Below are 23,591 nucleotides of genomic sequence, written 5' to 3'. Positions count from 1 at the left end.
CTGGTCAGCGCACGTCGTCGTAGACCGGCATCCGCTCCCCCACGCAGACTCGCAGGTCGAGCCGGTTGCCGGGCGGCGGCATCGGGCAGACGTAGTGGTCGCTGAAGGCGCACGGCGGCAGGAACGCGCGGTTGAAGTCGAGCGTCGTGACGCCGTGCTCGTCGGGCAGCCGGGGGCGCAGGAAGCGGAACGGGTACTGCTCGTCGCCCGCCGCGTCGGCGAAGACGACCGCGAGCTCGCCATCGCCACGGGTCGCGATGAGCGAGCGCTCTCGGCCGCCGAGCTCGAACGCGAGCGTGCCGGCGTCGCTGCGGGTCGTCCGGTGGCCGTCGACCGCCTCCACCTCGAGCGGCTCGTCGTTCGGCGTCCAGCGCGCCGCCACCACCCACGCGGGGTCGGGTCGATGCGTCGCGATCTCGCGCAGGCGCACCCGGCGGTCGGTGTGCGGGTCGATGCGCCGCAGCGCCGGGATGCCCTCGCGCACGAAGGCGCGCAGCAGCACGTCGCCGGCGACGAGCGTCTCGCCCGCGTGGAGGGTCACGGTGTCGGCGACCTCCGAGCCGTCGCGATGCCGGTAGCCGGATGCCTGCAGGCCTGTCCCGACGACGAGGTCGCCGTCCGCGCGCCAGCGGCCCTCGACGCCGTCGACCGCTTGGTCGGCGTCGCTGAGCCAGACCGTCGCCGCGAGCGCCGCGATGCCGTGCGGGCCTGCGACGGTGCGCCAGCGCACCGCCTGCCAGCGCCGCCATGCTTCCTCGAACTGCGCTGCGTCGTCGAGGTCCGCTGCGTCGTCGACCTGGGAGTCCGTCACGGCCCCGAGCCTAGACTCGGAGGGTGACGTTCACCGGCAGCATCATCGCCGTCGCCGAGTCGGATCCCGGGCGGCTCGCGCTCGCCGGTGACGGGGAGCGCATCACCTACGGCGACCTGCGCGCAGAGTGCACGCGCATCCGCAGCGGCATCGAGCAGCTGCTCGGCGGGCCCGACGCGACACCTGCGGGGCGCACGAGCGCGGAGACCGGCGGCGTGCCGATCATCGCCGTCTCGCTGTCGCGCGCGATCGACATCGCGCGCTGGATCAGCGGCGTGACGTCGTTCCGCGCGATCATCGCGGTGCTCGACCCGCTGTGGCCCGAGCAGCACCGGCTCGAGACCATCCGCCGCGTCGACCCCGCGATCGTCGTGACCGACGACGCGAGCTTCGAGCACGCGCTGGCCGGGCTCGAGCCCTGGAGCGGCACCGCCGTCTCGCTCGACCGCTTCGACGCGGTCGCGGCGGAGGCGCCGGCATCGGCCGGTCCGGAGGTCCGGCCGCGCGACGAGCCGTTCCTGCTGCTGTTCACCTCCGGCACGACCGATCTGCCGAAGGGCTTCCTGCGCACGCGGGGCAGCTGGGACATCAACGTCGGCGTGAGCCGCGCCTTCCTCGGGGCGGAGGAGGGCACGCGCACGCTCGCGCCGGGGCCGGTGTCGTACAGCCTCACGCTCTACGCGCTCGTCGAGGTGCTGGCGACGGGCGGGTCGTTGCACCTGCAGTCGGGCTTCGACGCGGTCGCCGCGGTCCGGACGATCGAGGAGGAGCGCGTCGAGCGCTTCGTCGGGGTGCCGGCGATGCTGCTCGCGCTCGTCGCGGCCGCCGAGCGCTCGCCGTCGGGCATGCGAGCCCTCGCATCGCTCCGCACGGTCATCACCGGCGGCGCGAACCAGGGCGAGCGCATCCGCGCCGTGTTCGAGGCCGCGGTCCCGGGCGCGCGGCTGCGCAGCTACTACGGCGCCTCCGAGATTGGCTTCATCGGCTACAGCGACGTCGGCGACGGCACGCGGCTCACGCCCTTCGACGGCGTCGAGGTGGCTGTGCGCGACGACGCGGGGCGGTCGCTCCCGGACGGCGAGATCGGCACGCTGCACGTGCGGGTCGAATCGGCGGTCGGGCGCTACGTCTCGGCGACGAGCGCCGAGCGCATCACCGATGCCGGCGGCTGGTCGAGCGTGCACGACCTCGCGGCGCTCGCGGACGGCACGATCGAGCTCGCGGGACGCGCGGGCGACATCGCCGTCTCGGGCGGCCACAAGGTGTCGCTGCCGCAGGTCGAGCGCGCGCTCGCGACCGTGCCCGGCTGCGAGTCGTGCTGCGCGGTGGCGCTGCCGGATGCGGCGCTCGGCTCGATCGTCGCGGTGGTCGTCGAGGGCGACCGCGACGCCGTGCCTCCGAAGCCTCAAATGCAGCAGGCGCTGCGGCAGCTGCTCGCCCCGCAGTTCCTGCCGCACCGCTACTACCGCGCGGCTGCGCTGCCGCGCACCGCGGGCGGCAAGATCCGCCGCGTCGCGGTGGCCGACCTCATCGCCGACGGCATCGCGGAGCGGCTGTGAACACCGCGGAGCGGCTGTGAACGCGGCGGAGCGGCTGTGACCGCCCGCGCCTTCGTCACCGGCATCGGCGCGGTGACGCCGAACGGCCTCGACATGGCGTCGACGTGGGACGCCGTCGTGAGCGGCCGCAGCGGCATCCGCGCCCTCGAGGGCATCGACGTCTCGGACCTCGCGGTCAAGGTCGGCGGGCAGGTGCGCGGCTTCGACCCGCTCGCGCACGTCTCGCGGAGCGACGCCAAGCGGCTCGACCGGCACGCGCTCTACGGCATCTCGGCCGCCGCCGAGGCGATGGCGGGCTTCGCCGCGCACGACCCGCACCGGTTCGGGGTGACCGCCGCGACCGGTTCGGGGGCGGTCTCGCTCACGCAGGAGGCGGTGCGGGCGCTCGACGCGCACGGCCCGCGCCGGGTCCCGCCCGGTGTCGTCGTCTACGGCGGGCCGGATGCGGCGGCCGCCTTCCTGAGTCAGCGGTACGGGGCGCGCGGGGCGGGCGTCGGCACCGCCGCGACCTGCGCGAGCGGCGCGGTCGGACTCGGCGACGCGCTCCGTGCGATCCGCCACGGCTACGCCGACGCGGTGCTCGTGGTCGGCGCGGACGACTGCCTCAACCGCGTCAACCTCGCGGTGAACTCGATGCTCGGCGCGCTCGCGCCGGGCTTCGCCGACGAGCCGTGGCAGGCGAGCCGCCCGTTCGATCGGGCACGCAGCGGCTTCGTCATGTCGGCCGGCGCCACCGCCCTGCTCGTCGAGTCCGAGGAGCACGCGCGCCGCCGCGGGGCCGACGTGCTGGGCGAGATCGCCGGCTACGGCGTGACCTCCGACGCGTACCACGCGACCGCGCCGCGCCCCGATGGCAGCGGGGCCGCCGCCGCGATGCGCCAGGCGCTCGCCGACGCGCGCTGCTCCCCGGCCGACGTCGACCACGTGAACGCGCACGGCACCGGCACGCCGCTCAACGACGCGATGGAGGCCGCGGCGCTCAGCACGGTCTTCGGCGCCGGGCTCGGCGCGGTGCCGGTGACGTCGACGAAGTCGACGACCGGCCACCTGCTCGGCGGCGCCGGCACGCTCGAGGCGGCACTGTCCCTGCTCGCGATGCGCGACGGCGTCATCCCGCCGACGATCAACCTCGACGATCCGGCGTTCCCCGAGCTCGACGTCGTCGCGCACGAGGCTCGGCCGGTGGCGCTGCGGACGGTGCTGTCGACGTCGTTCGGCTTCGGCGGCCACAACGCCGCGCTCGTGCTCTGCGCGGTCTGAGGCGACGAGCGGGCTCCGCTCAGAACGCCGGCGGCACTCCGAGTCCCTCGAGCACCTCGCGCACGCGGTCGCTCGTCAGCGCGCGCTGGAGGGCGGCGATCGCCGGCGACTCGGCGTTGCCGGCGCGCGTGACGAGCGCCACCTCGAAGCGCTCGTCCTGCTCGACGACGAGCCCGTCCTCCTGGGGCGTCAGCCCGATCTGGCGGGCGAACGACGGCAGGTTGTAGACCGCATCCGCCTCGTCGTAGGCCGTGTTGAGCTGCAGCAGGTCGACCTCGGTGATCTCGAGGTTCCGCGGGTTGTCGACGATGTCGCTCACGCGCGCGGCGAAGCGCTCGACCGCGGGGTCGAGGGTGATGATGCCGTTGTCGGCGAGCAGCTGCAGCGCACGGGCGGCGTTCGCCTTGTCGTTGGCGATCACGACGCTGCCGCCGTCGGGCAGGTCGTCGAGCGACTCGAGGGTGCGGGAGTAGAAGGCGACGACCGTGGCGTAGACGGGCTGCACGACGACGAGGTCGGCGCCGTTCCGCTCGTTGAACTCCTCCATGAACGACTCGAACTGCACGACGTTGGCGTCGATCTCGTCGTTCTGCACGAGCACGTTGGGCTGCACGTAGTCCGAGACGGGCACGAGCTCGACCTCGTAGCCCTCCTCGATCACCTCGGCGGCGGCCTCGACGGCGTTGGTCATGGGGGTGACGGTGGCCGCCACGCGGATCGTGACGGTCTCGGGCGCATCCGCGCCGCCCGGTGCGGCGCAGCCGGTGGCGAGCAGGCCGACGCCTGCCGCGAGGGCGGCGAGGGCGTGGCGGATGCGGTGGCGGGGTCGTGCGGATGCGCGGGTCATGGGAGCCTTCCGGGTCGTGCGGGTCATCGCTTGTCGAGGGCGCTCGAGACGCGCTCGCCGGCGGTCTGCAGCAGCAGGACGCCGATGATGACGATCGCGATGATCGAGTACATGAGGGGGTAGTCGTACTCCTGGTAGCCGAAGCGCAGGGCGAAGTCGCCGATGCCGCCGCCGCCGACGATGCCGAGCACCGTCGAGTACGAGATGAGGCTGATCGCCGCGGAGGTCAGGGCGTAGACGAGGCCCGACCGCCCCTCGACCAGGAGAAAGTGCACGACCGTCTGGCGCACATCCGCCCCCATCGACCGGGCGGCCTGGAGCACGCCCGGCGGGATCTCGAGCAGGATCTGCTCGACGAGCCGCGCGTAGATGGCGACGCCCACGAAGCAGAGCGGGAAGGTCGCGGCCTCGGTGCCGAAGGTCGTGCCGTAGAGGGCGCGGGTGAGCGGGATCAGGAAGACGACGAGCAGCAGGAAGGGGAACGAGCGGATGACCGACACGTAGAGGTTGGCGATGCGCCAGACGGGCTTGCGCTCCAGCGCACCGCCGGGTCGGGTGAGGAAGATCGTGACGCCGAGCGGCAGGCCGATGACGACGGCCGCCGCGAGCGAGAAGGCCAGCATGTAGCCGGTCTCGGCGAGCGCGATGCCGATCTGGTCGGCGTTGGCGGTGAGGGATGCGAGCAGGTCGTTCATGCGCCGAGCACCCGCTGCGCCTGCTCGAGGTAGCTCGCGTGCTCGCGGCCGTAGTCGGTCCTCACGACCGGGAAGACGCTCCGCAGCACGCCCTGCTCGAGCACCGCGACGCGGTCGCAGATCGCGCCGACCGCCTCGAGCTCGTGGGTGACGAGCACGACGGTCGTGCCGAAGTCGCGGCGGGCGTCGGCGAGCAGCTGCAGGATGCCCTCGGTCGTCCGCGTGTCGAGCGCGCTCGTCGGCTCGTCGGCGAGCAGCAGCCCGGGCCGCGTGACGAGCGCTCGGGCGATCGCGACGCGCTGCTGCTGGCCGCCCGAGAGCTGCGCCGGGTAGTGGTGCGCGCGATCGGCGAGGCCGACGTAGTCGAGCAGGCTGTCGACGAGCTCCGGGTCATTCGTGCGCTGCAGCTTGAGCGGCAGACCGACGTTCTGCCGCACCGTGCGGTTCGACAGCAGGTTGAAGCCCTGGAACACCATCCCGATGCGCCGGCGGAGCGCGCGCAGCTCGCGGGTCGCGAGCGCCGCGGGAACCGTGCCGAGCAGCCGGATGCTGCCCGCGGAGGGGTGCTCGACGGCGTCGAGCAGGCGCAGCAGCGTCGACTTGCCGGCGCCCGACTCCCCGATCACGCCGATGATCTCGCCGCTCGCGATCTCGAGCGTGACGTCGTCGAGGGCGGTCGTCGTGCCGTAGCTGACCGTGACGTGCTCGAGGGAGGCGACCGGTTCGCTCGTGGGCATGCGTCGGCCTTCTCTCGCGCGGCGGGCTTTGTTGGGCTGAGTCCAACAATAGCGGTCCCGATCAGGGCACGCCGGCACGCACCGCCTTCAGCCAGGCTGCGGTGAGGATGTCGACGCGCCCGAGGCGGCCGGTTCGCAGGCCCTTGCGCCGTCCGGCGAAGAAGTGGCGCTGGAACCGGTCGACGGCTCGCTCGGTGTAGAGGTCGAAGACGCCCAGCGCGCCGCCCGCCCGTCGCGTCGAGTAGCCGATGCGCTCCAGGTCTTCCTGGATCGCTCGCACCGGTGTGCCGGTGAAGCCCGGGCGGGCGACGCCGCCGAGGATCGCTGGCGTCGTCGCGGTCGGATCGCGGTCGCCGTTCCGCAGCACGGCGGGCGCGGGGCCGAGCGCGCCCGTGAACACGCTCGAGATCACGGAGCGGATGCCCGCGACCGCCTGCGGCACCATCCCGAGTCCGGCACCCTCGAGCGCCGCCCAGTCGAACTCGACGCCCGGGTCCTCCGAGCGGCGGTTGCTGAGCAGCGTGGGCGTGCCGTCCGTCGTCGCCATGTCGCTGTGCCCGATCACCGCGTGCGCTGGGATCGTCGGATACGCGGCACGCAGGGCCACCAGGAGGCTGACGAGCCGGGTCATCTGCCGGGGCGAGAACGCACCCCCGCCGTTGACGATCTCGATGCCGATCGACGGCCCGCTGACGCCGAGCCGCCCAGCCCATCGGCTGATGCCGGCATGGTTCGCGCGCCGGAGGTCCTCGGCCGTCTTGACGACGTGCCCGTCATGGTCCACGAGGTAGTGCGCGTTCGCGGCCGTCTGCGCGTTCACGAAGGTGTTGATCGCCGGCCCGATGCGGGGTCCGCCTGTGCGGTGCACGACCAGCAGGGTGATGGCTGCAGCGGTGCGAGCGCGCTCCCCCACCTTCATCGGCGATCGCATCCACACGGGCTTCCAGTCGACCGGCAGGTGGAGCGCCGAGAAGGTGCCCTGGGTGCGGTTGCCGATGCCGCCGTGCACGTCACCCGCGGCGATGGAGGCGCCCGCGAGCCGCGCGCCCGCGCTCCGCACTCGCACGTCGAGCGGCTGGTAGATCCTGTCGGGCCGTGTCGCGAGGCCGTCCGCGACCGCTGGGCCGGCGGGGCCCGCCGCGCTGCGCGCCGGGTCGGTGTGCGTGATGCGCACGACGTGGTCGCCGTCCGGCAGGCCGGTGACGTTGAGGCGAGCCGCGCCGCGGCCGTCGGTGACCGCGGCGATCGCGGTGCCGACGATCGCGACCCTCGCGCCGCGCACCGCTTCACCTGGTATCCAGTCGAACTCGGTGCGCCCGTTGCGTCGCACGCCGAAGTCGGTCCGGACGCTCACCGTCAGGGTGGTCACGACCGGCGCGCCGCCCTGCGGAGGGGCCGCGAGCTGCAGCTCGTCGGCGACCTGGAGCTCCCCCACGCCGCCCTCCTCGAGGCGCTCGACGAGCAGCGGCCCGTCCAGTGCCTCGTCCTCCGCCGACATCAGGTCCTCGAGCTCGCCCGCCTCCGAGCCCTCGGCCTCGAGCGCGTCCTCCGGCTCGCCCACGAGCGCCGCTGCGGCCTCGTGGACGGCATCGCGGAAGGGAGACGACTCGGCCGACGTCCACGCCGCCGCGACAGCGGCGGGCGCCTCGTGATCGAAGCTGACGAAGATCTCATCGATCTGGCTCTCGAGATCCATGGCGATCGCCTCACTGCTCGCCGTCGTAGCTCTCGCGGGAGACGGAGCCCGCGCTGAGGGCGCTGATCGGGACGCGAGACCTGCGCGGCGCCGGTGCGGCGTCGCGCTGCCGCCGCAGCTTCACGTTGCGCCCCGTCGCCGCCGACCAGTTGTTGATGACCGCGAGGATCGTCGTGCGGATCGGGTTGACCGCAGTGTTGTCGTAGAGCGCGGTGACGGTCGCGGGCGTGTTGAACGCGTCGAGCTCGATCGCGCGCAGGATCGCCGATGCTTCCGTGGCCATGTCGAAGAAGTTGCGGCTCCGCGGGTCGGCGGGCAGGCCGACGCGCTCGCCGATCTTGCGCAGTCGCTCTGCGGGACTCGGCGCCTGCGCGCGTAGCGCCTCGACGATGGGGGTGTCGTACTCGACCGTGAGGTGGAACCACGCCATCATCGCGACGAAGAAGAACTCCTCTCGCGCCAGGTTGCCCTGCAGCCTTCGCGCCTGCAGCATCCGGGACAGCGCCTCGGCGTGGTTGGCCACCGCCTCCGGATCCTCGCTGTTCTCGCCGCTGCTGTTGCGCCGGTTCAGGTAGCCCTGCCAGACCTCGCTCTGGAAGCGCTCCCACTGCTCGACGAAGGTGCGGTTCGCCCCGGCGCCGCGCACGTACGGCAGCGGACGGCCGTCGGCCTGCACCTGGTTGAGATCCATGCCGAACAGGCGCCAGTAGGCGTTCCGGCGCGTGGCGTCCAGGTCAGGGCGCACCGAGCTCGTGAGCGAGCTGACGTGGAACGGCGGCGGGTCTCGGAAGAAGAGCTCCTCCGTCGCCCGCAGCCAGAGTCGAGCCTCGTCGCCTGGCACCTCGAGCGCCTCGCCGACGGCGAACGCCTCGATCACGCGGCGGAAGACGCGCATGATGCCCGTGTTCTCGATGAGGTACGCGTACATCAGGTGATCCCACGGTGCCGCTGCCGCCACCAGCGGTGACGCGGCAGCGGCGGGCGGCGGCAGCGTCGGGAGCGGGGATGCCGTCTGGATCGCGGACGAGAGCGGCGCGCCGGCTGTCGTGAGCAGCGGGTTCAGCGCGAACAGCGATGGGACCCGCGGGTTGCCGAGGAACACCGCCCCCAGCGCCGTCGGCGGCGGCGGTTGGCCACCGGCCGCCCACGCCTCCTCCAGGTACCGGTGCAGCTGCAGGGGATGGATGTTGAAGACCATGCGTGCCCGGTCGAGGCCGAGGGATCCCCCGGCAGGAGGGGTGAGGCTGGTGGCGAGCTGGCGGAACATGGGGTGTCCTCGTACTGGGGGTGGCGGTTGTGGCGTCGGGGTCGAGTGGGTTGGCGTGCTCACGCCGCGGGCAGGACGCCTCGTGCGACGGTCCGGCCGCCGCGGAAGACGACGATGTCGGCGGGAAGCGCAACGCCCTGGTCGACGACCTGGTCGATCGTCAGGTTCCACTCGGTGTCGGGGTTCGCGGGCAGCTGGAGCTCGAGCTCGCCGATGCGCACGGCATCAGCGAAGGCGAGACCCGGCCCCTGCAGGTGCGCGTCCCCGGAGCGGGGGTCCACGGTCACCGAGAGGTAGAACGACGGGTCGGCGTGCCCGAGTCGCTCCCGCATCTCGCCGAACCAGTCCATGAGCGCTCGCTGCTCATCAGTGGGGCCCGAATCGCCGCCGCGCGTCCACACCCGCAGCATCGCGCGCTCGAGCTGGTCGGTGACGTCTGCCGCCGGCAGACCGCTCACGTCCTGCCGCAGCGTCGCGAGCTCCTGCTGCAGCGAGATCTGGGCCGACTGCATCTCCAGCAGCTGCGAGACGAGGTCGTTGATGTCCATGGCCATGGTCTTCTCCGATCAGGCGGCGTCCGCAAGGGCTGCGGGCTTGCCGATGTTCTGGGCGAACGATGCGAACTGCGCGGCGTGCTCGGCGGTGCGCAGCGGCTCGACGGCCATCCGCAGCGAGCTGAGCGCGAGGATCCGGAGCGCCTCCGTCTGCGCCCAATGCGGCGAGCGGAAGAGCGCGCCGCCGCTCGTGATGGCGAGCCGCTCGAGGGCCGTCGGACTGACGCGTCGGGGATCGATCAGCTCGCTGAGCGAGCGGCCGCCGAACGCGGCGAGGCGGGTCGACAGCAGCAGATCGACGAGCACGCCCAAGAAGGGCAGGCTGCGGTCGAGCGCGCTCGCGACCGGTCCCGGGGCTCGATCCAGCGGATGCGTCTGCCGCCAGGCGCTGCCCAGGTCGTTCCACGGCCCGTCTCCGAACACGCGCACGCACATCTCGACCCCGAGCAGGACGCGGATCCAGGCGACCGGGTGAGGATCGCCCGGGATCAGCCGCAGCACCATCGCCGGTTCGTTGGCCACCACGTCGTGCAGCGACGCCACGGCGCCATAGCCGCAGTGCGCGAACGCGAACGCGTCCGCCGTGATCTCGGACACCCACGATGCCCACAGCTCGGCGACCTGCGGTTCCCGGCGCAGGGCGTGCTCGATGCGCGCCGCGAGCTCGGTGTTCCAGCCGAGGATGTGGGCCACCTGGTGCCCCGTCTCGTGGATCAGCGACGTCGGTCGCAGCAGGTTGTGCCGCGTGATCTTGATGGACGCGACCGGGCTGGCGCCGCCGTCCCACAGCCGCACCCCGGCGCGCAGGATCGACGCCCCGAGCCCCTTGTCGATGTAGGTCAGGACCGGGGGCACCGGTCGACCGAGCGGACCGAGCGCGGCCGCCATGCTGAGCGACGCGATGCGATCGAGCGCCTGCAGATGGACGGCCAGCGAGGGGCTCGTGCGGCTGTTCACGGCGTCGCCGAAGAAGTCGACGACCGTCTCGACAGCGAGGTAGGAGCGTCGCAGGCGCTGCAGCCGCTGCGCCACCTCGACGAGCTGGGGCGCCGTGATGGCCGACTGCAGCTGGGTGCGGAGCCCTCGGACCTCGCCGCGCAGGCGCTCGGTCGAGTGGTGCAGCGACGAGCGCACGGCCTGGCCGAGGTAGCGCTCGACCGCCCGCCACGCCTCAGGCGCCGCGAAGTCGTCCGGTCGGCCGAGCGCCTCGATCGCCGCTTCCCAGTGCGAGACCTGGCGCTCGAGCTGGGTCCGCACAGCATCCTCGGGGATCATGGCGCCAGGGTCCTGATGAAGCCGGGCTGGGTGTCCATCGCGGGGAGCACACGTCCGGTCGCGAAGCCGGCGATGGTCCGCAGCACCCCGACCGTCGCGAGCGACGGCACGAGGCCGCCGCGCAGGACGACACCGAGGCCCGGCACCTGGAAGGTGATGATGACGGTCACCCCGAGCTTGGGGTTCTCCGCCGCGGTGGCGAAGTGGCCGGCCTTGAGCTTCGCGTAGTCGGTGCCCAGCCGCACGGCGGCGTCGAGGAGCTTGCCCACGACCATCTCGGCGACCTTCGAGGCGATGCCAGCCGCAGCCGCGGCGACCTGCTGCTCGAGCATCGGCGACGCCTCGCTCAGGATCTTCACGCGACTCATCGGGCTGCTCATCACGCTCCGGATCGCCGCTCCCCACGCGGCTCGCAGCGCGAGCACGATCGCGGTCGTGTCCTGCTTCCGGATGCGTGACGCGATGGCCTGCGCCTCCGGCTCGGAGATGAAGATGTAGAGACGGATCCAGTTCTTGCCGGGCCGGCCGTTCAGCTCGACGAACGCCTGGCTCGGCGGCGACTGCTGGATGACGCGACCGCCGCCACCACCACCGCCACCACCACCGGGGCGACCCGCTGCCTCGAGGAAGTAGAAGCGCTGCCCGGTGGCGATCATGTTGCGGTTGGCCGTGAAGCGCGGACCGACGTCCTTCCCGAGCCCGGGCTCGCCGAGCAGCGCGGTGGCTGCCTGGACGGTCAACGGGTGCAGCTGGCGCCAGTCCATGCCGGGCACGTGCTTCTCCAGCGCCGCGATGCGAGACAGGATGTTGCCGGGCAGCGCCTCGTAGAGGTGCACCCTCGCTCGCGCGGGCAGGGCCGCACCGGAAGCTCGGAGCTGGGCATCCAGCCGGGTGCCGCCGAACGACGTCACCGACGCGGCGATCTGGGGCGTCACCGTCGTCTCGAAGATCCTCGTGTACTTCTTGTACGAGTAGCCGCGCGGCCGCAGCACCCACACCGCCCGCGCGCTCCCCGACGCCTCCAGCTCGAGGAGGTCCGCCTTGAGCAGCGCTGGCGGGAAGTTCCGAGCGACGGCCTCGTTGAAGGCCATCGTCGCGGCCGTCTCCAGTCGAGCGGGGTCCTCGAACTCAGAATCCTCCGAGAGCACGGCGCGGCCCGTCTCCTCGACCACGGCAGCGAGCGCAGCCGGCCCCGCCAGGCGCTCGTCCTCGGCGTTGGGCGACTCGAGCGTGAGGAGCCGCAGTCCGGTGTCGATGACCGCGGTGGAGAGCGGCCGGGACAGCCGGGGGCCGACGAAGCGCTGCAGCGGCTTCGCGAGGAAGCCTGCCAGCAGCCGGATGACGCGGTCGCGTCCGGCGATGCGGATGCCGATCCGGAGCGCCGGCAGCAGGGCCGGCAGGAACTCCTCGAACGCCGGCGCCGGGCTCTCGCCGTCCTCGAGCTCGCCGAGCTCCCGGATGAGGCGGATGCGTGCGGCGTCCAGGTCCCCTGCGGATCCGCCTGCCTCGTCGGAGCGCTCGCCCTGGGCGGTCGCCTCGAAGGCGGTCTCGGCGTCGAAGGCCTCGAGCGCCTCGCCGTCCTCGGCCATCAGCATGTCCGCGAGCTGCATGGTGAAGTCCTCGTGCAGCACCTCGAGGCTCGCGACGGCCGGCGTCTCGTCAGCGCTGAGCAGCTCGGCGAGCTCCTCCGCCTCGGCGAGCACCGACTCGTCCTCGAACTTCAGGAGGCGCTGGCGCAGCCGATTCGCTGCCGGCCGGAGCGCGAGCGGGAGCCGGTTGATCGCGACCGAGAGCACGCGCCGCAGCAGCGGCTTGATGAGTCCCTTCAGCCGCTGCAGGATCGCGCCGATCGGGATCACCTTGCCGATCGCGCTGACGCCCTTGCGCGCCAGACCGACGGCCGCCGAGACGGCCTTGCCCGCCACCCGCCGCAGGCTCTTGAGGAACTCCTCCGACGCGGGCGAGACCCCCGGGGGGAGCTCGACCTGCGTGAACGACGCTGCGAGCCGGTCGGCCTCGTCCTCGCCGATCGAGCCCGCCTCGCGATCGCCTGCCATCTCCGCGAGCTGCTCGAGCAGGCGGTCGGCCTCTCGCTCGAGCGGCAGGAGGTGCTCGCGCACGGCCTCGGCCGCCGCGCTCGCACCCGACGTCTCGCCCGCGAAGACGGCACCGCGCTCGGCGTGCAGCGCGGCGGTCTCCTGGACGAGCTCGGCGATGGCGTCCTCGAACTCGGGCACCCGGAGCTCCTCGAGGAGCTCTCCGATCGCTCCGCTCTCCATGGACGGCCCGTCGAGGCCCTGGAAGGGCGACGCGAAGGGGCCCTCATGCGCGAGCAGCTCGTCGGTGAACCGGGACATCGGATCCTCGAGCTCGGCCGACTCCAACTCCGACTCCGCGAACGGGCTCGTGAGCCACAGGGACTCATCCTCTCCGGAGGGGGTCCACGTCTCGCCTGCACCGGTCAGGGCATCCGTCCATGTCATGGCTGCGCTCCCATCGCTCGATCGCTCTCGCGCTGGCCACACGCTAGGACCGCGCTCGGCGGCGCTGCATCGGGCGAACACCCGCATCCGCATCGGGAGATCGCCTGATGCCCGTCAGCCGCCTGGTGCGTAGCCTGGCCTCAGGCGCCGAGCCGTGAGCCGCGCGCCTGCCGGAAGCTGCTGGGATGGCACAGGACGCATGGTCGTTGAGCGGCGCGCTCACCTCGGGGGCGCGCCGCCATCTCGCGTCGACCAGCGACTCGGACCGCGTCCTCGCCGCGCTCCGACAGGGATCGCGCGTGACACTCGCGATCCGCGGCGAGACCGGCCAGGGGAAGACGACGCTGCTCGCCGGCATCGCGGCGCGCGCCGAGGAGGCCGGCATGGTCGTCCTCTCGCTCGAGGGGCGGGCGACGGAGCGGGACATCCCCTACACGGGCATCCGCTCGCTGCTGATGCAGCACGTGCCTGCCGTGCCCCCTGACGCCTCGCCCGTGCAGCGCATGATCCGCGCGCTGGTGGCGGACTTCGAGCCACCGCAGTCGCCGCTCGCCGTCTGCGGTGCGGTGAGCGTGTGGATCGGGTGGCTGGCGCCATCCGCCCCGTGCCTGATCTGCGTCGACGACGTGGACCAGGTCGACGAGGAGTCGATGCGCGTCCTCACCTACGTCGCTGCGCGACTGCCGGCCAGCCGCGTCGCGCTCGTATGCGCGTCCACCACAGCGGTGCCGCTCCTCGAGCGGATCGGAGCGAGCCAGCTCCTGCTCGAGGACCTCGATGAGGCTGCGGCGCACGGGCTGCTGCGCGCTTCGGGTGTGGGGCTGCACCTGAGCGGGTCGCTCGTCGCGCGACTCGGCGGGAATCCACTCGCGCTGACCTTCGCAGCGGAGTCCGTCAGCGCGGCGGCCACGACCGGCTTCGCCGAGCTCGAGCCTGCGCCCTTGCACCGCCGGTTGGAGGAGGACGTCCGGGCGCGCCTGGGCTTCCTGCCGCGACCGACCGCCTACCTGCTCGAAGCAGCTGCGGTCTCGCGCTCCCACGATCTGCACGCGCTGTCGTCGTGGAGCGAGCAACGTCAGCTCGGGCGCGCGGAGATGCTGCTCGCGCCGGCTGAGGACGTCGGCCTGGTGACCACGCATCTGGACCGCCTGCGCTGGCGGCGACCGTGGATGGCGGAGGCAGTCGTCCAGCTGTGCCCGCCCGGCCGACGCGAGCGGCTACGGAGTCAGGTGCTTGCCGTGGCGCCCGAGCCGAGCGGCGGCGGCGATCGCCTGACACGCGCGGAGGCGCGCGTCGCGGACGTCGTCGTGCGGGGCGCGAGCAACCGAGAAGCGGCTGTGCAGCTCTCGCTGAGCGAGAAGACGGTCGACTCCCACCTCCAGCACATCTACCGGAAGCTCGACGTGCGCTCGCGCTCGCAGCTCGTCGTCGCCCTGCTCTCGCGCCGCGACGGCCTCGACGGCGACCCCGGGCCGCGCCACGAACCCATCTGGTCCCGCTGATCGCGTCGCGCGGCGTCCGGCTGGATACGGTCGAGGCATGGCATCGCTGCACCGCGCCCGCTCGTCTCGACCCTCCCCGGCGGGCGCCGGCGCCGCGCTCGCACTCGACGTCGTGCTGGTCGTCGCGTTCGCCGCGGTCGGTCGCGCGAGCCACGAGTCCGGCGTGCTCGGCGAGGGCGGCCTCGGCCTGCTCACCACCGCGTGGCCCTTCGTCGTCGCCCTCGGAGTCGGATGGTTCGTGTCGCTCGCGTGGCGCCGACCGTTCTCGCCGCTGCGCACGGGTCTCCCAGTCTGGGCCGTGACGCTGGTCGGAGGGATGCTGCTGCGCGCGCTGTCCGGGCAGGGCACCGCGCTGCCGTTCGTCATCGTGGCGGCACTGACGCTCCTCGCGCTGCTCGTCGGGTGGCGGATCATCGCGCGCGCGGTCCGGCGCCGGTCGGCGTGAGACCATCAGGCTCTGCTCCGTCGCCGAGCAGCCGCCCTACGTCGGGATCGACATGACCCAGCAGCTCACCCGCAGGCAGCGCCTCCGCGAATGGAACGAGAAGTTCATCGTGGAGGAGCGCCGGCTCGAGCCGGCGGCGCGGAAGCGGCTCTACGTCACCGCCGCGGTGCTCGTCGCGGTGGGCGCGGTGCTCTTCGTGACGCTGCTGATCGGCGTCGTCACGCAAACCGGGTTCGAGCGCCTCGACGTGCCGGTCGACGCCTGGTTCGATCAGTTCCGGTCGCCGGACACCACCACCGCGATGATCGTGCTCGCGATCATCTTCGGTCCGGTCGCGCTGCCGATCATCGTGCTCGTCGTCGTCGTCGCCTGGTCGATCACCGCGAAGCACCTCTGGCGGCCGCTGCTGCTCGCGGGCGGCATGCTGACCGGCGTGCTCCTGGCGCTGACGATCGCGCCGATCGTCCAGCACCCGCGCCCGCCGATCGGCGAGATGCTGTTCGGCCCGGACCACACCTTCTCGTTCCCCTCGGGGCACGTGCTGGGCGCATCCGACTTCTTCCTGCTGCTCGCGTTCCTGATCGCGAGCAGGCTGCAGAAGACGTGGTTCACGGTGCTCTCGGTCGCGGTGGCGATCGCGATGATCGTCGCGCAGGCAGCCGGCCGCATCTACCTCGGCTACCACTACCTCACCGATGTCTCGGCTTCGATCGCGCTGTCGATGGTGATCGTCGGCGCGGTCATCGCGATCGACACCACGAGGACGGTCAAACTCCCGGGCGAAGCGCTCCGGGCCACGCCGATCGTCGCGGAGCGCTGACGCAGCGCCCGATCACCCTCGTTGTCCCGATGGAGCGATCGTCGAAGCCGCGAGCACTATCGCTCGGGATGCTCGGTGTGATCAGCGACGTCCGGCTCCGCCCGCAGCAGATCGGCGATCTGCTCCTCCGGCCGAGGCGGATCGGTCTGGTCCGCCTCGATCTCCGGGATGCTGTGCTCGCCCTGGCCGGGGATATGGTCGTCGGTGGCGTGGTGGTGTGGAGACATGGCGGATCCTTCGGTCGGTGTGATCCACAGGCTATGCAATCGCGTCGGCGCCACGTGCCCCTCAGGTGTGGAGCCGCACGACGAGGACGGAGCACGCCGCGTGCCGGACGCACTGCTCGCTGACCGAGCCGAGCAGCATCCCCGTGATGCCGCCACGGCCGCGGGTGCCGACGACGAGCATCCGTGCGTGTCGTGACACCTCGATGAGGCACACCACGGGGCTGGCGTGCACGGCGCGGTAGGTCACCGGGACCGCCGGATGCTGCGCGACGACGGCGTGGACGTCGTGCAGGAGTGCCTGGGTGACCGCGTCGGAGTACTCGGCGAAGGAGGAGACGTATCCGAACTCCCAGTCCGACGGGCGTGGCGCGGTGGCGATCGACCAGGCTCGCACCACCACGACCGGCAGCCGCAGCTGGTCGGCGAGCTCGAGAGCCTCGATCAGCGCATGCTTGGCGCCGACTGACCCGTCGTGCCCGACGACGATGCTGTCGTTCGGTGCGGGGACCGGTGCCACGCCGTCCACAGCCGCGGACTCGGGCCCATCGCCGGCACCGGGGGCGGTGTGCACGCCGTCGCCGCCCGGGATCTCATTGCTCGGCATGGCGAGACGCTAGCGGCAACACCGGCTGCGATCCAGCCGCCAGCTGGCGGCCCGCATCGCGCTCCGCGACGGAGATCAGAGCATCTCGAGCGGCTCCTTGCTGGATGGCGGTGGGAAGACCCGGTCGAGCTGTTCCAGCGGCTCCGTGCTGAAGCTGATCTCCATCGCGGCGCGATTCTCCGCCACACGTGCCGGAGTGGAGGCCTTCACGATCGCGAAGACGTCGGGGAGTCGAAGCACCCATGCCAGCGTCAGCTGAGCCGGGGTCACACCCATCGCCTCGGCCATGTCGAGGACCGTGGGGTGTTCGAGCAACCGGCCGTGATCGACCGGCGAGTAGGCCATCAAGGGCATGCCCGCCTGGCGACATCTTGGAAGCAGGTCGTGCTCGGGCCCCCGGCGGGCGAGGTTGTAGAGCACCTGATCGGTCTGCACCCGCGCTCCGCCCGGCACCGAGGCCAGCTGGTCGAGCTCCTCGGTGTCGAAGTTGCTGACGCCCCATCCGCGTATCAGCCCCGCCTGCACCAGGTCCTCGAACCCCGCCACTGTCTCGGCCAGCGGCACCCGGCCGGGCCAGTGCAGCAGGTACAGGTCGAGGTGATCGGTGCCCAACCGCCGCAGGCTCGCCTGGCAGGACGCCACCGTCCCCCGTCGGGTGGCATTGCTGGGCACCACCTTGCTGACGAGGTAGACGCTCTCCCGCCGCCCCGCGACAGCCTCACCGACGAGCTCCTCGGCGGCGCCGTCGCCGTACATCTCGGCTGTGTCGATCAGTGTCAAGCCGCCCTCGATGCCCGAGCGCAGGGCGGCCAGCTCCGTGGGGCGCCGGTCGGGCCGTTCACCCATGTACCAGGTGCCCATGCCAAGGGCCGGGACGATGTCTCCGTCGGGCAGAGACACGGCGCGGATGCTGGTCGTCATGTGCGGGTGTCCTCAGCGGTGCGGCGGATGAGACCATCGCAACAAGTCGCTTCCGATGACCTCGACGAGGAGAGCGTGAGACGGGAATGCATACAGAACGAGCAACCCTCGGTCTCCGCGGACGCTCAGGGCCATCTTGGTCCTGTGAGTGACGCTTGCAGCCACGAGATTCCGCGGAGTCCCGCGGTCTTCATCCCGCGATCGTACGGGATCGAACCCGGGCGTGCCAGCCCTCCTGTCGACGCCCATCGCGATGGGCCCATGCAAGCGCACAACGAGAAGAGTCCTGATGAACCGAAGCTCATCAGGACTCTTGTCGGGCTGACAGGATTTGAACCTGCGACCCCTTGACCCCCAGTCAAGTGCGCTACCAAGCTGCGCCACAGCCCGTCGATCTTGCGATCGAGCTGCCCGAAGGCAACTGCAACAGACTAGCGCATCCGCGGCGCGACGGCGGCACGGCGAGCACCGATCTCGCCCTGTTCGCGGTTGTCCACAGGCGCCTGACCGTGTCAGTGGCCGGTGGGAGACTGCGCCCATGTCGACGGAGATCCAGGCCTCTCGGTGGCCGACGCACCGGCAGCTACCGGTGCCGCTCGACCCCGCCGCGGCGCAAGGACCGATGTGGCTGAGGGGGCCGCGGCCCGGAGATGTCGCCGAGTCCGGCGCCCCCGCGGTGACGCCGGTCGAGGCAGGCACGGAGATCGCGCCCGTGCCGATGCCGACGGTGCAGGATGTGCGCGCGTCGGCGATCAAGATCGTCGTCGACCTCGATGCCGCGATCGCCGGCTTGCAGGCGATGCGCACCCATGCGCTCGCCGGACTGGGGCTGCTGGCGCTCGAGGAAGCCGGCGACGCGCACCTCGACGCCGGCGTCGTCATGCGCGACCTCGCGAACGAGCTCGCCCTCCGCCAGCGCCGCAGCGACCGCACTGTCGAGGCAGAGATCGACCGCGCCATGCGGATCCTCGACGAATGGCCCGCGACCCTGCGAGCGTGGGGCGAGACCCGCATCCACCAAGGCCACCTCCGCGTGATCGCAGACATCGGCGCACCGCTCAAGACGCCGGAAGCTCGTGCTGCGTTCGAGGCGGCGCTGCTGCCGGTCGCCGAGACGACGACGCCGGCCAGGCTCGCGAAGATCGCCCGCCGCGAGCTCGAGAAGCTCGTCGAGGAGCCGCTGACCGAGCGGCACCGCGTCGCCCGGGACGGTCGCGAGGTGTTCGTCACCGACCTCGCCGACGCCATGTCGAAGATGGTGCTCTACATCCCCACCGTGCTGGCACACGGCATCCTGGACCGCGCCACCGAGATGGCGCAGGCAGCAGGCGACGACGACCCGCGCACCGTCGACCAGCGTCGCGCCGACGCCTGCTGCGACCTGCTCCTCACCGGCGAACCCACCGACCGGGCACTCGCCGGCATCCGCGCCGAGGTGAGCATCGTCATCCCCGCGACCGTGCTCCTCGGCGACGACGGCAGCGACGACGGCCGCGGCGACAGCGCCAGGCTGCGCAGCGGCGCGCTCGTCGACCCCGACACCGCGCGATGGCTCGCGGGGGTGACCAAGACGTGGATCCGCGTATTCACCGACCCCGTCAAGGGACACGTCATCGCCGCCGACACCTACCGGCCATCGCGCAAGGTCCGGCGGCTGCTCCGCGAGCGGGACCAGCGGTGCCGATGGCCCGGTTGCTGCGCCAAGGCCGAGCACGCCGACATCGACCACACCATCCCCTGGATCGACGGCGGGAAGACCACCCCCGGCAACCTCGCCCACCTCTGCCGACGACATCACATGCTCAAGGGCGCCGTGCTCCCGGCCGGCAGACGATGGAAGGTCATGCAAATCGAACCCGGCGTGTTGCGGTTCGAGTCGCCCATGGGCGCCGTCTACGTTGACGAACCGGAGCAGGTCGGACCCAGGTTCACGGAGAGCTACACCGAATGGCTCTGGCGAGGGACGTTCGGGCCAGCGCCGCAGACGCCGTTCTAGCCGGCGGCGAGCCCCGAGCGCCGGCGCACGAAGTCGGCGAGGTCCGCCGACTGCGCGACGCGGGAGGGCTCGTGGACGTACATCATGTGTCCGGCCTCGTAGTAGCGGTGCTCGAGGTTGTCGCGCAGGGCCTCGGGGATCTGCAGGTGCGCGACCGAGTCCTCAGCCGCCGAGAACGGCGTCGCCCCGTCGAACCAGCCGTAGGCGAAGTGCACGGCGAGGTGCGGGTTCTGCCGCATCGCGCGGGAGAGCCGGTCGATCACGTAGACGGGCGCGTTCTCGAACTCCTTGTAGCTCCACTGCTCGTTCACGTTGAGGCCGAACACGTGGAACGGCCCCGTGTCGCGCACGCCGAGGTCGTGGTGGAGATAGTGCTGGAACGCTGCCGCGTACGGGCCGAGGATCGCGTCCATCGACGGGTCAGCGTCCATGTGCTCGGCGATGCCGCTCGCCGCCGGACCCGTGAACCGCGAGTCGAGCCGGCCGACGGTGAGCCCGCGGTCGCGCAGCAGCTCGCCGAAGTAGCGCCAGTGCTCGATCCGCAGATCGGCGCGATCGATGTACGACTCGCTGAGCCCCGTGAGCCGCGCCAGCGTCGCGATCGCCGCCGCGCGCTCCTCCGCGGTCAGCCGCGCCCCGCGCGTCAGCACCCACGGGTAGTCCCGCGCGGCGTACTCGCGCGCCTCCTCGACGACCTCCTCGAGCGATCGCCCCTCGTGGAAGCCGTGCTGCCAGGCGGTCGCCGCGTAGAACGGCAGGTACATCGCGTGCGCCCGGTCGCCGCCGCGCTCGAAGTTCGCGGTCGAGAAGTCGAGCACGCTCGAGATGAGCAGCAGCCCGTTCAGGTACATGCCGAGCTGCTCCTGCAGCAGCTGCGCGAGCCCCGCGGCGCGGGTCGTGCCGTACGACTCCCCCGCCAAGAACTTCGGGCTCATCCAGCGGCCCTCCGCGGTCACCCATTGGCGGATGATCTCGGCCACCGACTCGATGTCGGCGGTGAAGCCGTGGAACTCCTTCGCCTTCTGCCCCTCCACGGGCCGCGAGCGCCCCGTCGACACCGGGTCGATGAAGACGAGGTCGGAGACCGCGAGCAGCGACTCGGGGTTGTCGACGAGGCCGTAGGGCGGGGCGGCGAGCGATCCCGCGTCGCCCATGACAACGCGCTTCGGACCGAGCAGTCCCATGTGCAGCCAGACGCTCGCGGATCCGGGCCCGCCGTTGAAGGCGAACGTGACGGGCCTGGTCGTGGGGTCCGCGTCGTCGGCCGTATAGGCCGTGATGGCCACCTGGGCCCGCGGCTTCCGGCCGCGGAAGACGTCGTCCTCGACCTTCTCCTGCCACAGCACCACCCGGCCGGCGCGCGCCGTGTACGCGAGCTCACCCTCGGCGGTCGTCAGCGTGTGCTTCGTGATGACGAGCTCGTCGACCGCGTGCACCTCGGCCGTCTTCGTCGCGTCGTCGGCGGGCTTGGCATCGGTGCTGTCGGTCACCCGACCGACACTACCGAGGCGGCGTCAGACCCGCTCGATCACCATCGCCGAGGCCATGCCGCCGCCCACGCACAGCGTGACGAGCGCGCGCCGGCCACCGCGCCGCTCGAGCTCGTCGAGCGCGGTGCCGAGCAGCATCGCGCCGGTCGCCCCGAGCGGATGCCCCATGGCGATCGCGCCGCCGTTCACGTTCGTGCGGTCGGCATCGACGCCCGTCTCGCGCATCCAGTGCAGCACGACGGAGGCGAAGGCCTCGTTCACCTCGAAGAGGTCGATGTCGTCGATGCCGAGCCCGGCCCGCGCGAGCACGCGCTCGGTGGCGGCGACGGGCCCGGTGAGCATGAGCGTCGGGTCCGAGCCGATCGACGTCGCCGCCACGATCCGAGCCCGCGGCGGGAGGCCGAGCGATGCCGCGGCGGCCTCGCCCGCGATCACCACGAGCCCTGCCCCGTCGACGATGCCTGACGAGTTGCCCGCCGTGTGCACGTGCTCGATCCGCGCGAGCTCCGGGTGCCGCTGCCGCACGACCTCGTCGAACCCGCCCTCGCCGAACGCCGCGAACGCGGGCGCGAGGCCCGCGAGCCCCTCCAGGGTCGTGCCGGCGCGCGGATGCTCGTCGCGGTCGAGCAGCACCGCGCCGTCGCCGGCGACGACCGGCACGATGGACCGCGCGAAGCGCTGCTCGTCCCACGCCGCCGCCGTGCGCTGCTGCGACTGCAGCGCGAAGCGGTCGACGTCATCGCGCCCGAAGCCGTCGAGCGCGGCGATCGCGTCGGCGCTCACGCCCTGCGGGATGAGGCTCCACGGCTCGAGCGCCCTCGCATCGGTCGCGTACGGGCCACCGTCGCTGCCGAGCGGCACGCGCGTCATCGCCTCGACGCCGCCCGCGACGATCAGGTCGTCGAAGCCGGCCGCGATGCGCGCCGCCGCAGCCGTGACGGCCTCGAGGCCGGATGCGCAGTACCGGTTCACCTGCATGCCTGGCACCGCGTCCGGAAGGCCGGCCGCGTGGACGGCCGCGCGCGCGAGCACGCCGCCCTGCTCCCCCACGGCCGAGACCGTTCCCAGCACGACGTCGTCGATCCGGTCGCCGGGGACGCCGCGCGCCTCGAGCGAGGCGAGCAGCCCGCCCGCGAGCCGGACGGGGTGCACCTCGGCGAGCGCGCCGCGGCGCCGGCCGCGCGGCGTGCGCACGGCGTCGAGGATGAAGGCGTCAGCCATGCAGCAGCCGCCCGCCTCCGACCACGGCGAGCCGCGGCGGTACGCGCACGAGCGCATCCATCGCGTGCTCCGCCTCGACGAGCACGACATCCGCTCGCGCGCCGACGACGAGGTCGTGCTGCTCGCGGCCCGCGAACCGCCCGGCGCCCCGGGTGGCGATCTCGACCACGCGATGCAGGTCCTCGTCGCGCACGAGCGACGACGCGCGCGCGTACTGCCTCGCGATCCCCAGGGTGTCGCCGGTGCCGTAGGGGCTCCATAGGTCGCGGATGCCGTCGGTCCCGAACGCGAATCCCACCCCGGCCGCGTCGAGCTCGTGCAGCGGCAGCTGCGGCAGCCGCAGCGGTGCGACGGTGGTGAAGGTGATGCCGAGCTCGCCCATCGCCTGCAGCAGGTCCCGCCGCCGCCCGTCGGGCAGCTGGGCGATGGCGAAGCCGTGGGCGATGTTCACGCGCCCCTCGAGGCCGAGCGCCTGCGTGCGCTCGACGATGAGCTCGAGCTGGAAGGCGCCGAGCTCGGCCGCGTCGTGCAGGTGGATGTCGATGCCGACGCCGTGGCGCTCCGCGATGGCGAAGATGCCGTCGAGCTGGCCGACCGGGTCGCGATCGATCGACGCCGGGTCGAGCCCGCCGACGTGCTCCGCCCCGGCCGCAGCAGCCGCGTCGAGCAGCGCCAGCACCCCGGGCCGCCGCAGCACCCCGTCCTGCGGGAACGCGACGATCGTCGCCGCGATGGCGCCGTCGTAGGCCGCGACCGCCTCGCGCACGACCTCGATGCCGCGCGTGCCGAGCTCGAGGTCGACGTCGACGTGCGTGCGCAGGAGCGTCGTCCCGTGGCGCACGTGCGCGTCGAGCACGGCCGCCGTGCGCTCCACGCTCGGGATGCCCAGCTCGGCGCGCCGCGCGCGCTCGTGGCGGATGCGCCCGTCGGTGCCGCCATCGCCGCCGTACGGCTGCCACGGCAGTCCGAGCCATGACTTGTCGACGTGGGCGTGCGCGTTGACGATCGAGGGCAGCGCGAGGAGTCCCCGGCCGTCCAGCGTCCGTCCTAGCGAGGGAGGCGCTGCGGGGTCGTGCGGCACGATGGCACCAATCCGGTCCCCGTCGATCTCGAGGTCGACGGCGGCACCGCCCCAGGGCCGCACGTTCGCGATCCGTGCGAGCCGCGACTCCTCACTCATG

21 protein-coding genes and 1 tRNA gene are annotated in these 23,591 nt (G+C 72.4%); 6 read left to right on the top strand and 16 right to left on the bottom strand.

Features of this window, described 5'->3' with window-relative positions; translation table 11 throughout:
• Positions 1 to 4: 4 nt before the first annotated feature.
• The gene (locus ACVWW9_RS10460; protein WP_456515462.1) at positions 5 to 811 is read right to left on the bottom strand and encodes a DUF1684 domain-containing protein; all 807 of its coding nucleotides are present in this window, start codon (positions 809 to 811) and stop codon (positions 5 to 7) included.
• 23 nt (positions 812 to 834) lie between these two features.
• Between ACVWW9_RS10460 and ACVWW9_RS10455 the strand changes: the two genes are divergently transcribed.
• Both ACVWW9_RS10455 and ACVWW9_RS10450 read left to right on the top strand, forming a co-directional pair.
• On the top strand, positions 835 to 2,370 hold the full coding sequence (locus ACVWW9_RS10455; protein ID WP_456515461.1) for a class I adenylate-forming enzyme family protein: 1,536 nt from the start codon (positions 835 to 837) through the stop codon (positions 2,368 to 2,370).
• Between the two features lie 36 nt (positions 2,371 to 2,406).
• Complete coding sequence (locus tag ACVWW9_RS10450) at positions 2,407 to 3,630, top strand: beta-ketoacyl-[acyl-carrier-protein] synthase family protein (protein ID WP_456515460.1); 1,224 nt, start codon at positions 2,407 to 2,409, stop codon at positions 3,628 to 3,630.
• A gap of 19 nt (positions 3,631 to 3,649) precedes the next feature.
• Here the strand turns inward: ACVWW9_RS10450 and ACVWW9_RS10445 are convergent, their stop codons facing one another.
• The 8 genes from ACVWW9_RS10445 to ACVWW9_RS10410 all read right to left on the bottom strand — a co-directional run bounded on the left by ACVWW9_RS10445 (position 3,650) and on the right by ACVWW9_RS10410 (position 13,058).
• Positions 3,650 to 4,477, bottom strand: a complete 828-nt coding sequence (locus ACVWW9_RS10445; protein ID WP_456515459.1) for a MetQ/NlpA family ABC transporter substrate-binding protein — start codon at positions 4,475 to 4,477, stop codon at positions 3,650 to 3,652.
• A gap of 23 nt (positions 4,478 to 4,500) precedes the next feature.
• Positions 4,501 to 5,172, bottom strand: coding sequence for a methionine ABC transporter permease (locus ACVWW9_RS10440; protein ID WP_456515458.1), 672 nt, complete (start codon positions 5,170 to 5,172; stop codon positions 4,501 to 4,503).
• A complete protein-coding gene (locus tag ACVWW9_RS10435; RefSeq protein ID WP_456515457.1) occupies positions 5,169 to 5,909 on the bottom strand; it encodes a methionine ABC transporter ATP-binding protein in 741 nt (246 codons plus the stop codon). Before ACVWW9_RS10435 ends, ACVWW9_RS10440 begins: the two co-directional genes overlap by 4 nt.
• A 61-nt stretch (positions 5,910 to 5,970) precedes the next feature.
• A complete protein-coding gene (locus ACVWW9_RS10430; protein WP_456515456.1) occupies positions 5,971 to 7,605 on the bottom strand; it encodes an N-acetylmuramoyl-L-alanine amidase in 1,635 nt (544 codons plus the stop codon).
• Positions 7,606 to 7,615: 10 nt separating this feature from the next.
• Complete coding sequence (locus ACVWW9_RS10425) at positions 7,616 to 8,872, bottom strand: hypothetical protein (protein WP_456515455.1); 1,257 nt, start codon at positions 8,870 to 8,872, stop codon at positions 7,616 to 7,618.
• A gap of 59 nt (positions 8,873 to 8,931) precedes the next feature.
• Positions 8,932 to 9,426 (bottom strand): hypothetical protein, encoded by a 495-nt coding sequence (locus tag ACVWW9_RS10420; protein WP_456515454.1) that lies wholly within the window; start codon positions 9,424 to 9,426, stop codon positions 8,932 to 8,934.
• A gap of 12 nt (positions 9,427 to 9,438) precedes the next feature.
• Positions 9,439 to 10,701 carry a hypothetical protein gene (locus ACVWW9_RS10415; protein ID WP_456515453.1) on the bottom strand — a complete coding sequence of 421 codons (1,263 nt, stop codon included), beginning with the start codon at positions 10,699 to 10,701 and terminating at the stop codon, positions 9,439 to 9,441.
• Positions 10,698 to 13,058, bottom strand: coding sequence for a hypothetical protein (locus ACVWW9_RS10410; RefSeq protein WP_456515452.1), 2,361 nt, complete (start codon positions 13,056 to 13,058; stop codon positions 10,698 to 10,700). The genes ACVWW9_RS10415 and ACVWW9_RS10410 overlap by 4 nt, the downstream gene beginning before the upstream one ends.
• Before the next feature lie 311 nt (positions 13,059 to 13,369).
• Between ACVWW9_RS10410 and ACVWW9_RS10405 the strand changes: the two genes are divergently transcribed.
• From ACVWW9_RS10405 to ACVWW9_RS10395, 3 genes are read left to right on the top strand one after another with little or no spacing between them, the layout of a single operon-like run.
• A complete protein-coding gene (locus ACVWW9_RS10405) occupies positions 13,370 to 14,686 on the top strand; it encodes a helix-turn-helix transcriptional regulator (protein ID WP_456515451.1) in 1,317 nt (438 codons plus the stop codon).
• A gap of 37 nt (positions 14,687 to 14,723) precedes the next feature.
• Positions 14,724 to 15,131 (top strand): DUF3054 domain-containing protein, encoded by a 408-nt coding sequence (locus tag ACVWW9_RS10400; RefSeq protein WP_456515450.1) that lies wholly within the window; start codon positions 14,724 to 14,726, stop codon positions 15,129 to 15,131.
• 52 nt (positions 15,132 to 15,183) lie between these two features.
• Complete coding sequence (locus ACVWW9_RS10395) at positions 15,184 to 15,951, top strand: phosphatase PAP2 family protein (protein ID WP_456515449.1); 768 nt, start codon at positions 15,184 to 15,186, stop codon at positions 15,949 to 15,951.
• A 56-nt stretch (positions 15,952 to 16,007) separates the two neighbouring features.
• On the opposite strand, the gene ACVWW9_RS10390 is transcribed toward ACVWW9_RS10395, so the two are convergent.
• The 4 genes from ACVWW9_RS10390 to ACVWW9_RS10375 all read right to left on the bottom strand — a co-directional run bounded on the left by ACVWW9_RS10390 (position 16,008) and on the right by ACVWW9_RS10375 (position 18,093).
• Positions 16,008 to 16,178: a hypothetical protein gene (locus ACVWW9_RS10390; RefSeq protein WP_456515448.1), complete on the bottom strand. Its 171-nt coding sequence runs from the start codon at positions 16,176 to 16,178 to the stop codon at positions 16,008 to 16,010.
• A gap of 61 nt (positions 16,179 to 16,239) precedes the next feature.
• On the bottom strand, positions 16,240 to 16,782 hold the full coding sequence (locus ACVWW9_RS10385) for a universal stress protein (protein ID WP_456515447.1): 543 nt from the start codon (positions 16,780 to 16,782) through the stop codon (positions 16,240 to 16,242).
• 75 nt (positions 16,783 to 16,857) lie between these two features.
• The gene (locus ACVWW9_RS10380) at positions 16,858 to 17,703 is read right to left on the bottom strand and encodes an aldo/keto reductase (protein ID WP_456515446.1); all 846 of its coding nucleotides are present in this window, start codon (positions 17,701 to 17,703) and stop codon (positions 16,858 to 16,860) included.
• A gap of 316 nt (positions 17,704 to 18,019) precedes the next feature.
• Positions 18,020 to 18,093, bottom strand: a tRNA-Pro gene (locus ACVWW9_RS10375).
• A 148-nt stretch (positions 18,094 to 18,241) separates the two neighbouring features.
• Between ACVWW9_RS10375 and ACVWW9_RS10370 the strand changes: the two genes are divergently transcribed.
• Positions 18,242 to 19,699, top strand: a complete 1,458-nt coding sequence (locus ACVWW9_RS10370; RefSeq protein WP_456515445.1) for a DUF222 domain-containing protein — start codon at positions 18,242 to 18,244, stop codon at positions 19,697 to 19,699.
• Here the strand turns inward: ACVWW9_RS10370 and ACVWW9_RS10365 are convergent.
• The 3 genes from ACVWW9_RS10365 to ACVWW9_RS10355 are packed head-to-tail and all read right to left on the bottom strand — an operon-like array spanning position 19,696 to position 23,590.
• Positions 19,696 to 21,189 (bottom strand): S10 family peptidase, encoded by a 1,494-nt coding sequence (locus tag ACVWW9_RS10365; protein ID WP_456515444.1) that lies wholly within the window; start codon positions 21,187 to 21,189, stop codon positions 19,696 to 19,698. The two genes, ACVWW9_RS10370 and ACVWW9_RS10365, sit on opposite strands and share 4 nt — an antisense overlap.
• Before the next feature lie 24 nt (positions 21,190 to 21,213).
• Positions 21,214 to 22,410, bottom strand: a complete 1,197-nt coding sequence (locus ACVWW9_RS10360) for an acetyl-CoA C-acetyltransferase (protein ID WP_456515443.1) — start codon at positions 22,408 to 22,410, stop codon at positions 21,214 to 21,216.
• Positions 22,403 to 23,590 carry an amidohydrolase family protein gene (locus ACVWW9_RS10355; protein WP_456515442.1) on the bottom strand — a complete coding sequence of 396 codons (1,188 nt, stop codon included), beginning with the start codon at positions 23,588 to 23,590 and terminating at the stop codon, positions 22,403 to 22,405. Before ACVWW9_RS10355 ends, ACVWW9_RS10360 begins: the two co-directional genes overlap by 8 nt.
• Position 23,591 lies beyond the last annotated feature (1 nt).

Source organism: Agrococcus sp. UYP33, from assembly GCF_054060915.1.
The sequence above is the reverse complement of the archived record's forward strand: the minus strand, read 5'-3'. Positions and strand labels throughout refer to the sequence as shown.